General features: G+C 44.0%; 13 protein-coding genes, 1 rRNA gene and 1 pseudogene. 9 read left to right on the top strand and 6 right to left on the bottom strand.

Annotation, left to right across the window (positions count from 1 at the left end; translation table 11 throughout):
- Positions 1-117 precede the first annotated feature (117 nt).
- Complete coding sequence (locus CHRO_RS27540; protein ID WP_015157502.1) at positions 118-1,536, top strand: HhoA/HhoB/HtrA family serine endopeptidase; 1,419 nt, start codon at positions 118-120, stop codon at positions 1,534-1,536.
- A gap of 232 nt (positions 1,537-1,768) precedes the next feature.
- Positions 1,769-2,284, top strand: coding sequence for a peptide deformylase (gene def, locus CHRO_RS27535; RefSeq protein ID WP_015157501.1), 516 nt, complete (start codon positions 1,769-1,771; stop codon positions 2,282-2,284).
- Positions 2,285-2,340: 56 nt separating this feature from the next.
- Here def and CHRO_RS27530 read toward each other — a convergent pair whose 3' ends face one another.
- Positions 2,341-2,709, bottom strand: coding sequence for a response regulator transcription factor (locus CHRO_RS27530; RefSeq protein ID WP_015157500.1), 369 nt, complete (start codon positions 2,707-2,709; stop codon positions 2,341-2,343).
- A gap of 127 nt (positions 2,710-2,836) precedes the next feature.
- Positions 2,837-3,082: a DUF7219 family protein gene (locus tag CHRO_RS27525; RefSeq protein ID WP_015157499.1), complete on the bottom strand. Its 246-nt coding sequence runs from the start codon at positions 3,080-3,082 to the stop codon at positions 2,837-2,839.
- A gap of 336 nt (positions 3,083-3,418) precedes the next feature.
- Between CHRO_RS27525 and dhaK the strand changes: the two genes are divergently transcribed.
- The 4 genes from dhaK (at position 3,419) to CHRO_RS27505 (ending at position 6,314) form a co-directional block, all read left to right on the top strand.
- A complete protein-coding gene (gene dhaK / locus CHRO_RS27520; RefSeq protein WP_015157498.1) occupies positions 3,419-4,486 on the top strand; it encodes a dihydroxyacetone kinase subunit DhaK in 1,068 nt (355 codons plus the stop codon).
- Positions 4,487-4,591: 105 nt separating this feature from the next.
- Positions 4,592-5,218: a dihydroxyacetone kinase subunit DhaL gene (dhaL, locus tag CHRO_RS27515; protein WP_015157497.1), complete on the top strand. Its 627-nt coding sequence runs from the start codon at positions 4,592-4,594 to the stop codon at positions 5,216-5,218.
- A gap of 118 nt (positions 5,219-5,336) precedes the next feature.
- The gene (locus CHRO_RS27510) at positions 5,337-5,603 is read left to right on the top strand and encodes a hypothetical protein (RefSeq protein WP_015157496.1); all 267 of its coding nucleotides are present in this window, start codon (positions 5,337-5,339) and stop codon (positions 5,601-5,603) included.
- Positions 5,604-5,921: 318 nt separating this feature from the next.
- Positions 5,922-6,314 carry a hypothetical protein gene (locus CHRO_RS27505; protein ID WP_015157495.1) on the top strand — a complete coding sequence of 131 codons (393 nt, stop codon included), beginning with the start codon at positions 5,922-5,924 and terminating at the stop codon, positions 6,312-6,314.
- Positions 6,315-6,599: 285 nt separating this feature from the next.
- Here the strand turns inward: CHRO_RS27505 and CHRO_RS27500 are convergent, their stop codons facing one another.
- On the bottom strand, positions 6,600-6,869 hold the full coding sequence (locus CHRO_RS27500; protein ID WP_015157494.1) for a hypothetical protein: 270 nt from the start codon (positions 6,867-6,869) through the stop codon (positions 6,600-6,602).
- Between the two features lie 207 nt (positions 6,870-7,076).
- Here CHRO_RS27500 and dhaM point away from each other — a divergent pair.
- Positions 7,077-7,394: pseudogene (gene dhaM / locus CHRO_RS34045) on the top strand (dihydroxyacetone kinase phosphoryl donor subunit DhaM); the annotation flags it as partial.
- 91 nt (positions 7,395-7,485) lie between these two features.
- On the top strand, positions 7,486-9,567 hold the full coding sequence (gene ptsP / locus CHRO_RS27495; RefSeq protein ID WP_342669355.1) for a phosphoenolpyruvate--protein phosphotransferase: 2,082 nt from the start codon (positions 7,486-7,488) through the stop codon (positions 9,565-9,567).
- An 88-nt stretch (positions 9,568-9,655) separates the two neighbouring features.
- On the opposite strand, the gene CHRO_RS27490 is transcribed toward ptsP, so the two are convergent.
- From CHRO_RS27490 to nadC, 3 genes are all read right to left on the bottom strand, one after another.
- Entirely contained in the window at positions 9,656-10,045 is a 390-nt protein-coding gene (locus CHRO_RS27490) for a hypothetical protein (protein WP_015157493.1), read from the bottom strand.
- A 76-nt stretch (positions 10,046-10,121) separates the two neighbouring features.
- Positions 10,122-11,891, bottom strand: a complete 1,770-nt coding sequence (gene argS / locus CHRO_RS27485) for an arginine--tRNA ligase (protein ID WP_015157492.1) — start codon at positions 11,889-11,891, stop codon at positions 10,122-10,124.
- A gap of 143 nt (positions 11,892-12,034) precedes the next feature.
- The gene (gene nadC, locus CHRO_RS27480) at positions 12,035-12,901 is read right to left on the bottom strand and encodes a carboxylating nicotinate-nucleotide diphosphorylase (RefSeq protein ID WP_015157491.1); all 867 of its coding nucleotides are present in this window, start codon (positions 12,899-12,901) and stop codon (positions 12,035-12,037) included.
- A 266-nt stretch (positions 12,902-13,167) separates the two neighbouring features.
- Between nadC and CHRO_RS27475 the strand changes: the two genes are divergently transcribed.
- Positions 13,168-14,659 (top strand): 16S ribosomal RNA (locus CHRO_RS27475).
- The last annotated feature ends 160 nt before the right edge of the window (positions 14,660-14,819 follow it).

The following is a 14,819-nucleotide window of genomic DNA, read 5'->3' as shown; positions in this document are numbered from 1 at the left end:
AACATCGATCGTATAACTCCTTTGCAAAACTCCTTACCTGTACTCAGCGGCAAAACTCCGCTCAATTGAGGCAAAATCGAACTAGCTACCGATCGACTTTCACCTACAGCAAAACAGATGAGCAGCAGGCAACGCAATATTGAGTCACGACCTGAGCCACAAGAGAGAAAACCAAGGCGTTTGCAGCTTGATGGCACTGAAAAAACCCCAGGCAGTAATCGGAATGGGTTTGGCGGGTATTTCTTTGGCAACACAGGCAATCTGGTTAAAACTAACCTTGTAGGACTCGTAAGGAAGAGTTTATCAGACAAAGTAGGGGGCGATCGGTGGCGATTGTCTGGAACTGCCGGCAGGAAGGCATTGACGCTGATCTCTGGTGTTTTATGCGTTTCGTTAAGTAGCTGCGCCGCTATTACAGAGCCTTTCCGTCAATCCCAAGCTCAACAAACTCCCATAGCTCCATCCCCCGTCGCTCCTACGCCAGGTACTCCTCGTGCTGCTTTACCTAGTGTTAGCGACCCTAATTTTGTCGTCGCCGCCGTTCAGAAAGTTGGTCCGGCTGTGGTGAGAATCAATGCTTCTAGAACAGTGAGACGGCAGCTACCAGAAGCATTTGAAGATCCCCTATTTCGCCGCTTTTTTGGCGTACCAGAGGCTCAACCGCGAGAACGGATCGTGCGCGGCACTGGTTCTGGATTTATTATTAGTGCTAACGGTCAAATATTGACTAACGCTCATGTAGTCAATGGAGCCGATCGCGTCAGCGTCACGCTTAAAGACGGTCGTACTTTAGAGGGAAAAGTTTTAGGCGAAGATCCGGTGACTGATATCGCCGTGATTCAAGTTCAGTCAAATAATTTACCCGTAGTAGAAATTGGCAATTCTGACGAACTACAACCAGGAGAATGGGTAATTGCGATCGGCAATCCCCTCGGTTTAGATAATACGGTCACAGCAGGAATTGTCAGTGCAACAGACCGTTCTGCGAGTGATATTGGCGTAACTGATAAGCGGATTGGCTTTATTCAAACCGATGCGGCAATCAATCCAGGTAACTCTGGCGGACCCCTGCTGAACTCCCGTGGTGAAGTTATCGGCATGAATACGGCAATCATTCAAGGCGCGCAAGGATTAGGCTTCTCCATTCCAATTAATGCCGTCCAGCGCATATCTAAACAGCTTATTGCTACAGGCAGCGTTCAGCACCCTTATTTGGGAGTGCAAATGGTGACGTTAACACCAGAAATTAGACAGCAACTAGAAGTAGAGTCGCAAGGACAAATTCAAATCCCTGCTGAGAGTGGTGTATTAGTAGTCAGAGTCGTGCCTAACTCTCCCGCAGCCGCAGCAGGGATCAGAAGTGGAGATGTCATTCAGTCAATTAACAATCAACCCGTATCGAAAACAGACCAAGTACAGCAGATAGTCGAACAAAGTTCTGTAGGAACCCAAGTTTCCGTCCAAGTTCAACGCAATGGCAAAACCGCACAGCTATCTGTGAAGTTGGCTAATTTACCCGTACAACGAGAGAGCTGAGGGAGCTGAGGGAGCTGAGGAGGACAAGGGGGACAAGGGGGACAAGGGAGACTTTTATAGAGCAGAGAGGCAGAGGAAGCAGAGGGGCAGAGGGGCAGAGGGGCAGAGGGGCAGAGGAGCAGAGGGGCAGAGGAGCAGAGGAGACTAGAAGCGACAACCAACAACCAACAACCAACAACCAACAACAAATTTCCCACACCCTTTTTTCACTGATAACTGATAACTGATAAAAATGGAAATCATTCAACTTGGTAATCCGATTCTACGAGACAAAGCTGAGTTTGTGGCAGATGTTAAAGATCCGCGAATTCAACAGCTCATAGACGATCTATTAATTACAGTCAAACAGGCGAATGGAGTGGGGATTGCTGCACCACAAGTTGGAGTGAGCGATCGCATCTTTATTGTTGCTTCTCGTCCCAATCCCCGCTATCCTCACGCTCCAGAAATGGAGCCAACACCGATGATTAATCCTAAAATCTTGGCTCGTTCTGATGAAAGTGAAAAAGGATGGGAAGGTTGTTTGAGTATCCCTGGAATTCGTGGTTCTGTACCCCGAGATCGAGCGATCGAAGTTGAATATAGCGATCGCTACGGCAAGTTACACAAGCAAGAGTTAACCGATTTCGTTGCCAGAATCTTTCAACACGAACTCGACCATCTCGACGGTATCGTCTTTCTCGATCGCCTCGAAACTAACTACGATCTTATTACAGAGCAGGAATACCAAAAATTAGTGAGTGGGTAATTGGTAATTGGTAGCTGGTGGTGCGTGGTGCGCGATCGCTCTCTACTGGTCACTGGTCACTGGTCACTGACAAAAGGCGCGATCGCTATCATTAACTCAGATGTAGAAAACGGTTTACACAAATAACCATTCGCTCCCAGATCTGCTCCCATAGCCATAACTTCTGGAGTATTTTCAGCAGTCAAAAAAATTAATGGAATGGTGGCAGTGTTTGGATCTTCTCGCAGCGATTTTAAGACTTCGTAACCACTCAGTCCCGGCATTCTCACATCGCATAGCACCAAGTTAGGAAGATTTTCTTGAGCAAGTTTTAATCCAACGTACCCGTTTTCAGCTGCGATCGCTGTCAAACCTCTCAGTGTGAGTACGTTGACAATACTATCGCGCAATAATGCATCATCCTCAATTGCCAAAACCTTCGTCATTCTTACATTTTCTGAATTTGAGTGCAAGATAACAAAAGGACTGGTAGTAAATCCATAACCTTAAATTGCTTAAAGTTTAAATTTATTTGTTTAATATTTAGTAGCAGAAAGATTTTTAGGGCGATCGCTACTTCGAGCCAATGTTCATGGCGCGTTTACTCTGCTCTATCTTTTGCCATAGACTTGCCACCTGTTCGTATGCTTTCTCTGAGGAAAGCTTTCCGCCTGTATGTAAAGCAGAAATATAAGCAAGTTTTTGAGCGAATTCTTGTAAGTTAGCATTAAAAGCCAGATGTTCTGGCGTAAACTTGCCATGATACCTGCTTTGGGCGTAAATAAAACTATTTTTATTACTTAGCTCTGCTTTTGCCATACTACCCTGCCTACAAGAAAGAATTTATCTTAACCTATCCTTAAATTAACTTTAGTGACCTTCATCCATGAGAAAGATTTTCATCTTCCAATCTGTAGTTATGAATACATAAGCCTTGGTATTCGCCAGTCATCTGCTTATTTTGGTTGTATTTCCCTATTGAGTTATCAAACTGAGCTTACTCTAGGAAAATATATTATGACTCATATTTTAACCATGACTTAACCTAATGTTAACCAAATTTACATTGAGTGGTAAGGATAGCTGAGTCAATGTCAAGACTGCTCCAAAGTCTTTTATCCTGAGTTGTAATAGCCTCTCGAATAGGAGCGAACCATGAAGAAGTTGATTAACCAACCGGACAGCTTCGTGCGGGAGAGTTTAGCAGGCATGGCAGCAGCTCATTCCAGCTTGTTAAAGGTGAATTTCGAGCCTACATTCGTCTACCGCGCCGACGCACCCGTGACAGGTAAGGTAGCAATTATTTCTGGTGGAGGTAGCGGTCACGAACCGATGCACGCTGGCTTTGTCGGTATGGGTATGTTAGATGCTGCGTGTCCTGGAGAGGTGTTTACTTCTCCTACACCCGACCAAATGCTAGCAGCGGCAAAACAGGTAGATGGCGGCGCTGGAGTGCTTTACATTGTCAAAAACTATAGCGGCGACGTAATGAACTTTGAAATGGCAACTGAGTTAGCCCGTGTTGAGGATATACGGGTGTTAAATGTATTGATAGACGATGATGTTGCCGTCCAAGATAGCCTTTATACCCAAGGCAGGCGAGGTGTAGGCACGACAGTACTAGCAGAGAAAATTTGCGGTGCGGCTGCGGCAGACGGATACAACTTGCCGCAAGTGGCAGATCTCTGTCGGCGAGTGAATCTAAACGGTCGCAGTATGGGTATGGCGTTAACATCTTGTACCGTACCCACGAAAGGATCGCCTACTTTTAGTTTGGGCGATCGCGAAATGGAAATTGGGATTGGCATTCACGGCGAACCAGGTAGAGAAAGAATGTCGTTAAAATCTGTAGACGAGATTACCGAAATACTCGCCTTATCAATAATTAACGATCGCCGCTACAGTCGTACAGTCCGAGAATGGGATGAGACTCAAGAAGAATGGGTAGATGTAGAGTTAGTCAATTCTGAGTTTAAGTCGGGCGATCGCGTGTTAGCTTTTGTCAATGGTATGGGTGGTACGCCCTTATCAGAACTGTATATTGTGTATCGCAAATTAGCTGAAATTTGTCAAAAACACGGATTGCAAATAATGAGAAACTTAATTGGCAATTACATCACATCTTTAGAAATGCAAGGCTGTTCCATTACCTTGCTCAAAGTCGATGATGAGATGCTGCGGCTGTGGGATGCGCCTGTAAAAACAGCAAGTTTATGTTGGTAATCAGTCATCAGCGATCGGTAACTAGTGACCAGTAACCAGTGACCAGTTCAGTTTATTCTGACTCCTGACTCCTGACTCCTCACAAATGACAAATGACTAATCAATATGAATAAAAGTCAAGTAATACAATGGCTACAAAATTTTGCAACTGAAATTGAGCGAAACAAAGAATATTTAACAGAATTAGATGCAGCAATTGGTGATGCCGATCATGGTATCAATATGGAACGCGGCTTTAAGAAAGTAGCAAGTCAACTATCTAGCCTTGCTGACAAAGACATCAGTACAATTTTAAAAACTGTCAGCATGACCTTAATTTCTACTGTAGGTGGTGCAAGTGGTCCTCTTTACGGTACATTCTTTTTGAGAGCAAGTGCAGCCGTAACAGGGAAAGAAAAACTTGCAACAGAGGATTTACTCAAATTATTGAGATTGGGATTAGAAGGCGTAATTCAACGAGGTAAAGCGCAACTTGGTGACAAGACAATGATAGATGTTTTATCCCCAGTTGTGGATAACTTTCAAAAATCTGTGGATAACAATCAAACCACTTTAGTAGCCATGCAACAAGTTGTAATAGTAGCAGAACAAGCCATGAAAGATACTATTCCCATGCTAGCCAAAAAAGGGAGAGCGAGTTATTTAGGCGATCGCAGTATCGGACATCAAGATCCAGGCGCAACCTCTACTTATTTAATGTTGAAGAGTTTGCTAGCAGCATTGGAAAGCTAAGGCGATCGCTAAATCTAATCAGCATTACTGCGTTCCAGTCAAAGTCATTTTTGTATATAATAAGATTCTAGCTAAATCACGAACTCTTTCTTACAGCTAGAGTTTGTTCAATTGGATTATGAAAGCTGAAACATCATCTAAACTAGTTGTCCTCAACCTACCGTCTGACCGCGACCTAAACGGAGAGGGACTAAAGACTGTACTAGTAGCGATTGCTGATGGCATTAACAAACTAGGTGAAGAAGTTACCGAAGTCAAAACCGAATTGAAAAGCTGGAACGGATGGCTGCGCCTCGTGGCTGGAACTATCATTGTAACAATTGGAGTGGCGTTTATCGGTATCGTCATTCCATTGGGATTTGCTTTGTGGAGGCAAAGTTTTTAGGTAATTGCTCCTTTACTTCGTAGCTAAATTAGAGGAAACCTAGTTATCTTTCAAAAATTAATCGATACTAATGAGACTTTAAAAATTACCGATTTATAACTCGAAGATATTTATACAAGATATTACTAATTGTGCTTAAAGTAAATACTCTGTTTGCGATTCATCGTATCTTCAAAATTGCGTCATGGGCGAGTATTTTCGCGGTTGAAGGCTAAAATAACTCCCCTTCGCGCTCGTTTCAATTTCAGTATTTCTCTCCATGATTGTTATCATTCAATACCATACCTTAGATATATAAACGCAATCAAGGTAATGGTTATGAAATTCATAGTAAATAGAGCGATCGCAGCTTTAGCAGCAGTAGCATATTTATTGATGCACGCACCAGCGCAAGCGAGCCAAGTTGAGGCTTGCGATATTCACGCGAATTCAGAAAATCAAAAGATTCTGGGTGGTGTTCAATATCTTATGTATCAAAGACTGCATCAATCGCTAAATGCAATTCAAAAAGATGAATTTAATAAAGCTAGAACAGCTTTTAACAGCTTTCTGAGATTTCAAAATGCCTACACTGAAGCAGTTAATACCACTCTAGACACAGAAGCACCCAACATCTCTAATGCAATGATTGATTGCTTGACCGACAATGATAAGCAGAATAAATATCCTAAAGACATACTGATTGACTATGCGTCTAGAAATGGATGGTAGGGAGATATTAACTATAGACAAGTATTTATCTATGAATAAAGGCAAGGCTGCACACCACATCAAAAAGTCTCATCACGCACTATAGAACGCTAATAAGTCGCTAGAGGCAGGTAATGCTTATATATTTAAAACTTATGCAGAAAAAAACTAATTAAATTGATGTAGCTAATAGTTTTATGTTTATATTAATAAACCTGAGTAAAGCAGATATTATCTTTTAATGATGTATTAGATTTCTATCACTAAGAATAGTAATCTATACTGCTGTATTTACGAGAACTTTATTCAAAGGTAAGCCTCTCGTTTCGGAACTCCGTGGATGTAGCGATCGTGTTGATGTGCTAGATCTTTAATTCCTGTATCTACAGCACATCGCTCGATCAGATGTTCAAACTCATCCCATGCTAGATCGTTTTCAACTACTGGCTGCTCTTTAATTAGTTGCTCGTCGATCGCTAACACTACTTTACGTCTACCTGGTGGAATATTCGGTGGTAGTTGAATTGCAGCTTTGCCGTCAGGCGTAACAGTCACGATCGCTTCGATAGTTATCATACCAATACTGCTTCAATCTATTTAGATCTGGATACAGTCTAGCAGTAGCAGTGTGACATCGTAACCGATATCACTGTCATCCTTGTGAAAGCAAATAAAGTTATGCAAAATTGAAGAATTGTCTACTCTGTTGCTGATGTAATGAAGCTGCTAGCAGTATAAAGTAACTGCAAGAATAGAAGCTTTTAATACCCATGAGGCGATCGCATGGTTAGCATTGTTATTGTCTCTCACAGTCAGAAACTAGCCGAAGGCGTGCGGGAACTTGCACGGCAAATGGTACAGGACAAAGTACCCATAGCCGTAGCAGCAGGAATTGACGATCCTGAAAATCCACTGGGAACAGATGCTATGCAAGTCTATGAAGCGATCGCATCTGTATATAGTGACGACGGCGTTCTCGTCTTGATGGATCTCGGTAGCGCCTTACTCAGTGCAGAAATGGCAATCGAATTCTTACCGGAATCACAACAAGATAAAATCCATTTATGCGAAGCACCCCTAGTAGAAGGTGCGATCGCCGCCTCTGTTGCCGCTACATCCAGCAATGATATCAATCGCATTATCTCTGAAGCACGACAAGCACTCACAGCAAAAGCAGCACAATTAAGTATTAATCCCCAAAACCAACATTCTACTGCCCCCCTTTTTAAGGGGAGTTGGGGGGGATCTCCCAACGCGAGAAATCCACCTAACCATTCACAACCCCCAAGGACTACATGCTCGTCCTGCGGCTCAATTTGTCACCACAGCAACTCAGTTTCACGCTCAAACTCGCGTGCGAAATATCACCAGAAACACAGAATTTGTGAGAGCAGATAGTATCAATCAAGTTGCTACATTAGCAGTACGCCAAGGACATGAAATCGCGATCGCCTCTGTTGGTGAAGATGCAGATACAGCGTTAGCTGCATTACAAACACTTGTCGAAAATAATTTTGGTGAAACCGATCGTACTTCATCTCCTCAGCTCCATACTTTCTCTCATTCTCCACAGGCAATTCCTGCGTCCCCAGGAATTGCGATCGCCCCAATTTTTCAATATCATTTGCATCAAATAAAAGTTCACGAACTTTGTGTAGCTGATGTAGATGCTGAATGGCAGCGTTTACAAACAGCGATCGCAACTGCTAAACAAGAAATTCAAAATATTAAAGATCGAATTCATATTCATGAAAATGAAGCAGCAATATTTGATGCACATCTTTTAGTTTTAGCAGATCCAGCAATTATCGAACCCGTACAAAAACGAATTTTTGAGCAACATCAAAATGCTGAATTTGCTTGGGCTACTGTTACTGATGAAATAGCGAATAGTTATCGCTATCTTGATGACGTTTATTTACAAGAACGAGCTAAAGATATTGTTGATGTAGGACAAAGAGTTTTGCGATCGCTCCTTGGCGTTTCTACTACCAATATAGAATTAACTCAGCCTAGTATTCTTGTTGCTCGCGATCTTTCTCCTTCTGATACAGTCCGATTAGATCGGACAAAAGTATTAGGAATTTGTACGTTACAAGGTAGCGCTACTTCTCACAGTGCAATTCTGGCACGCACGTTAGGAATTCCGGCTGTTGTCGGTGTTAACTCACAGATTTTAAATTTAGAACCTGGTACGCTGTTAGCAATTGATGGTGAAAATGGCAATATTTGGATACAACCCGATTCTCAAACAATTGCTACCCTCGAAGCGAAAAGAGATGCGATAATTACTGCCAGACAGCAAGCACGAGCCAAAGCGCAAGCACCAGCGATCGCCCGTGACGGTAAGCGAATTCAAGTCTTTGCTAATATTAGTAGTATTGCCGATGCTCAAATTGCGATCGCGCAAGGTGCAGAGGGAGTCGGATTATTACGCACCGAATTATTGTATCTCGACAGAACTTCCTCACCTACAGAAGCAGAACAATTTGAAATTTATCGTGCGATCGCCCAAATTTTAGCAAACCGTTCCTTAATTATTCGTACTCTGGATGTAGGTGGCGACAAACCTCTTTCTTATCTGGGATTACAAGCAGAAACTAATCCTTTTTTAGGCTGGCGAGGTATTCGATTTTGCTTGGATCGTCCTGAGCTTTTCAAAACTCAGTTACGAGCAATATTACGAGCTAGCTCAGGATATCAAATTAAAGTTATGTTTCCCACAATTGCAACTTTAGCAGAACTACAAGCAGCTAAAGCAATTTGGGCAGAAGTACAAACAGAATTGTCCCAAGCTGGTATTCCCTTTGATAAAAATATTGAAATTGGCATCATGATAGAAATCCCATCTGCGGTTGCGATCGCAGATAAACTTGCCTCTGAAGTTAACTTTTTCAGCATTGGTACGAATGACTTAAGCCAATATATCATGGCAGCAGACCGCACCAATCCGAAAGTTGCTCCATTAGCTGACGCTTTTCATCCTGCTGTATTGCAAGCAGTTCAAAAAACTGTGCAAGCCGCACACCATGCAGGAATTTGGGTAGGATTGTGTGGCGAACTAGCAGCCGAACCCTTAGCTGTACCCATATTACTTGGCTTAGGTTTAGACGAATTAAGTCTTAATCCTCAATCTATTCCTCAGATTAAACAAATAATCAGTCAATTAACAACACAAGAAGCAGAGGCGATCGCTCATTCTGCAATGCAACTCGACTCAGCCACCCAAGTTAAATCTTTTATCTCCGATTCCCCCCTTTTTAAGGGGGGTTAGGGGGGAGCGAATTTAAGGGGATTAGGGAGGATCGAAACTTGACTCTTACTTGCTAATTCCCCCCTTTCTAAGGGGGGTTAGGGGGGATTTAAAACTTAACTCCTACCTGTCCATTAAATCCGCGTACAGAATTATAACCAACTCCTACAAACAGATTGTCCGCCGCATCAATTTGAACCCCACCAGACACGGCGAAATCCTCATCATCCGAATAATATCCCACCCCAATATAGGGATCGACAACAGGTAAATTAATAAACTTGAGTACGTCCACTCCCGTTGAATCACCCGGACCAAATCCTAATTCAACCCCTAAGCCAATAATTCTCGCGCCCACAGAAAAAGTTACATCACCATCGTCTCCTCCCACCGAAACCCAAGGCTGTGGAATAAGTTGAGCTTTAGCCGCAGTTGGTGTAAAAACTGTAGATAAAGACACGAGCGCGATCGCAATTTGACTAATAACTGTTATCTTCATAATCTTCTCCTCAACACCTAACTAACCTAAAATAAATAGTAGGGTGGGCATTACCCGCCTTATTTGAATCTGCTATTTACATCCTCTCCAACACGGGAATTCCTAATAAAGATAATCCCAACTTGAGAGTTCTAGCCGTTAAATTACACAGCACTAACCGCGACGTTCTCTGAGGTTCTTCCGCATTTAAGACTGGAACACCTCGATCGCGATCGTAAAATTGATTGAATTTTTGGCTCAATTGAAACAAATACTCGCATAATCGATTTGGTAATAAATCTTCTTCAATTGTTGAGATAACCTCATCTAACTGAAGTAAATGCTTTGCCAATACGAGTTCAGTTTCATGCTGCAATACTACCTTAACGTTGTCTCCCAACTGCTCGAAATCAATTCCTCCCTTACGGCTAATGCCTTGAATCCGTGCATAAGCATATAACATATAAGGAGCAGTATTACCTTGTAAAGCCAACATTTTATCGTAGCTAAAAATGTAATTGCTATTGCGGTTTTGGCTCAAATCGGCATATTTTACTGCACTAATACCAATCACTTGGGCGACGTGGTTAATAAATTCCTCTGTCTCTTCTCTTCCTTCTTCTTTTAATCGAGATTCTAAATCTTTACGAGCATGTGCGATCGCTTCATCTAACAAATCTTTTAAGCGTACAGCTTCTCCCGAGCGAGTTTTCAACTTCGATCCATCTTCACCCAAAACCAAACCAAAAGGAGCGTGAAAAAACTCCACTTCATCTGTAATCCAACCCGCTCGTTTTCCTACCTGAAAAATTTGAGCAAAATGATTAGTTTGCTCAGCACCCACTGGATAAATTACTCGTTGTGCTTTATCAACATTTACTCGATAGCGAATAGCAGCTAAATCTGTTGTAGCGTAATTATAACCTCCATCAGATTTTTGCACGATCAAAGGTAAAGGCTTACCTTCTTTATTTGTGAAACCTTCTAGAAAAATACACTTCGCGCCTGCGTCAATTTCTACAAGTCCTTTTGCTTCCAACTCTTCAATCGTTTCTGCTAACAAAGCATTATAAAAAGATTCTCCTCTTTCAATAAACGGAGCAATTCCCATCAAATCGTAAATAACTCGATATGCTCTACTAGACAGTTGACAAACAATCTTCCAAGCCAGAATGGTTTTTTCTTCTCCTGCTTGCAGTTGTACTACAGCCTGTCTCGCTGCTTCCTTAAACCCTTCATCTGTATCAAACTGCTTTTTAGCTTGACGATAAAATGAGGATAAATCTCCTAAATTCAAATTTTCATCTGTTGTCAAAGCTTCTGGATATGCCTTTTGCAAGTAAGCAATCAGCATTCCAAAGGGAGTTCCCCAATCGCCTACATGACTCAGACGCACTACGTCATGTCCGATAAATTCTAAAATTCGAGAAAGACAATCTCCAATCACAGCTGGACGCAAATGCCCAACGTGCATTTCTTTAGCAATATTTGGGCTGGGATAATCTACAATAACTTTCTTGGGATGTTTAACAGATGCAATTCCTAGCCGAGGGTCAGGATTAATTTTCTGTAATTGTGCTTCCAAATAAGCTGGTTTCAATGTCAAATTAATAAAACCAGGTCCAGCTACAGTTGGATTTTCGCAGAAATCGTTAACATCTAACTTTAATACAATTTGTTCTGCGATCGCTCGTGGAGGTTTTCCTACTTGTTTCGCTAGCGGTAGAGCTACATTTGCTTGATAATCTCCAAATTTAGGATTGCTAGCAGTTACTAAAATTGGATCGACTCCAGCATATTCTGCACCCAACGCAGCAGCCAAAGCTTGCTCGAATCGAGGTTTGAGCTGTTCTAAAGTTTCTTTCATAAGAGTTATGTATAGTATGTCAGCAAGGCGTAGGTGATTCGATCATTCTACCTAGCTGCAGACACTTCTAAATAGTTATATATAGTGTGTCAGTAAGGTGTAGGCAATTCGGTCGTTCTACCTAGCCGCAGACACTTCCAAGCTCAACATTCAATTTTCATACTCAAATCCAACCACTTCGCTTGAGTAATCGGCGCACTACTAGAAATATAATCTACGCCTGTTTCTGCTACCGAGCAAATAGTTTCCAAAGAAACGTTACCAGAAGCTTCAATTTTGATTTTGCTATTGTGCTGTCGGATTGTCTCTACTGCTTGATGCATCATCTCTAGAGACATATTATCCAGCATAATGATATCTGCCCCATACTGTATGGCTTCTGATACTTGTTCCGAAGACTCGGTTTCAACCTCTATGGTGAGAGGATATGGTATGCTCTGGCGGATTTGGGCGATCGCCTTACCAATTCCACCAGCCACTGCAATATGATTATCTTTGATCATCACTGCATCATCCAATCCCATTCGGTGATTAATTGCTCCTCCTAGTTGAGTTGCATACTTTTCCAGTACCCTCAGTCCTGGAGTTGTTTTGCGCGTATCGACTAATCGAGCCGGTAAGTCTTCTATTCTCTCCACATACTGACGAGTAAGGCTAGCAATACCGCTCAACCTCATCGCCAAGTTAAGCGCAACTCTTTCTCCCATCAGCAATGCATCCAACGCTCCACTCATCTGAGCAATAACTTGTCCTGGCTGACACAATTCTCCTTCAGCCGCACAAGCGACAAATGTGACTTGCTCGTCTAAAGTTTGAAACACTCTAGCTGCAACTGGTAAACCTGCAATAACCCCGGGAGCTTTAGCTACCCACTTGGCTTGTCCAGTACGAGGATTTTGAGCTAGCAAGCTTTGAGTCGTGCGATCGCCTCGTCCAACATCTTCAGATAACCACTCACGCAGCAGAGGATCGAGTATTAACCAAGGCGGTAAAACAGCAAAATTACTCACGACTAACAAACTTCCTGGCTTGACTCCAAAATCACTCTAGCTCAAACCGGTGTGGGGAGGGAATTGGGGGGAAGTCAAAATTTTTTTCACCAAAAGGGTTGACACATTTGGTGGAGATTAGATAGATTAATAAAGCGCCGGAGGAGAGAGGGACGCGAAGCGACCTTCCCAAGGGCGACCGAACCTAGAAAAGAGTATAGTTTGAAAGCGCCAACAAGCACAAGAGGTTGGTGTCGAATTAAGAGAAGATAATTGAGTTTAAGGAAAAAACGGAGAGTTTGATCCTGGCTCAGGATGAACGCTGGCGGTATGCTTAACACATGCAAGTCGAACGGAGCTTTTCGGAGCTTAGTGGCGGACGGGTGAGTAACGCGTGAGAATCTGCCTTTTGGACCGGGACAACTGCTGGAAACGGCAGCTAAGACCGGATGTGCCCTTGGGTGAAATATTCATAGCCAAAAGAGGAGCTCGCGACCGATTAGCTAGTTGGTGGGGTAAGAGCCTACCAAGGCTGCGATCGGTAGCCGGTTTGAGAGGACGACCGGCCACACTGGGACTGAGACACGGCCCAGACTCCTACGGGAGGCAGCAGTGGGGAATTTTCCGCAATGGGCGAAAGCCTGACGGAGCAATACCGCGTGAGGGAGGAAGGCTCTTGGGTCGTAAACCTCTTTTCTCAGGGAAGAAGCAATGACGGTACCTGAGGAATCAGCATCGGCTAACTCCGTGCCAGCAGCCGCGGTAATACGGAGGATGCAAGCGTTATCCGGAATGATTGGGCGTAAAGCGTCCGCAGGTGGCACATCAAGTCTGCTGTCAAAGCCCCCAGCTTAACTGGGAAGAGGCGGTGGAAACTGGTGAGCTAGAGAGCAATAGGGGTAGAGGGAATTCCCGGTGTAGCGGTGAAATGCGTAGAGATCGGGAAGAACACCAGTGGCGAAAGCGCTCTACTAGGTTGCAACTGACACTGAGGGACGAAAGCTAGGGGAGCGAATGGGATTAGATACCCCAGTAGTCCTAGCCGTAAACGATGGATACTAGGCGTTTCTCGTATCGACCCGAGGAGTGCCGGAGCCAACGCGTTAAGTATCCCGCCTGGGGAGTACGCACGCAAGTGTGAAACTCAAAGGAATTGACGGGGGCCCGCACAAGCGGTGGAGTATGTGGTTTAATTCGATGCAACGCGAAGAACCTTACCAGGGCTTGACATGTCTGGAACCCGTGGGAAACTATGGGGTGCCGAAAGGAGCCAGAACACAGGTGGTGCATGGCTGTCGTCAGCTCGTGTCGTGAGATGTTGGGTTAAGTCCCGCAACGAGCGCAACCCTCGTGTTTAGTTGCCATCATTCAGTTGGGCACTCTAGACAGACTGCCGGTGACAAACCGGAGGAAGGTGGGGATGACGTCAAGTCAGCATGCCCCTTACGTCCTGGGCGACACACGTACTACAATGCTACGGACAACGGGAAGCCAACCAGCGATGGGGAGCAAAGCCCAGCAAACCGTAGCTCAGTTCAGATCGCAGGCTGCAACTCGCCTGCGTGAAGGCGGAATCGCTAGTAATCGCCGGTCAGCCATACGGCGGTGAATACGTTCCCGGGCCTTGTACACACCGCCCGTCACACCATGGAAGTTGGCCACGCCCGAAGTCATTACTCTAACCATTCGTGGAGGAGGATGCCGAAGGCAGGGCTGATGACTGGGGTGAAGTCGTAACAAGGTAGCCGTACCGGAAGGTGTGGCTGGATCACCTCCTTTACAGGGAGACCAACTTCAGTAACCAGTAGAGAGTGACCGGTGCCGATTGTATCGGCAAAGGCACTAACACCAAGCTGGAAACTGAGGACATCCCGAGGTCGGACGACACTGACAAAACAGCTCGAGTGCAGCAACGCTTTCAAACTAGAACTGGTTCGGT

The sequence above is a fragment of the Chroococcidiopsis thermalis PCC 7203 genome, from assembly GCF_000317125.1.
In the GTDB taxonomy this organism is placed as follows: Bacteria; Cyanobacteriota; Cyanobacteriia; order Cyanobacteriales; family Chroococcidiopsidaceae; genus Chroococcidiopsis; species Chroococcidiopsis thermalis.
This window is presented reverse-complemented; position numbering and strand designations above follow the sequence as displayed.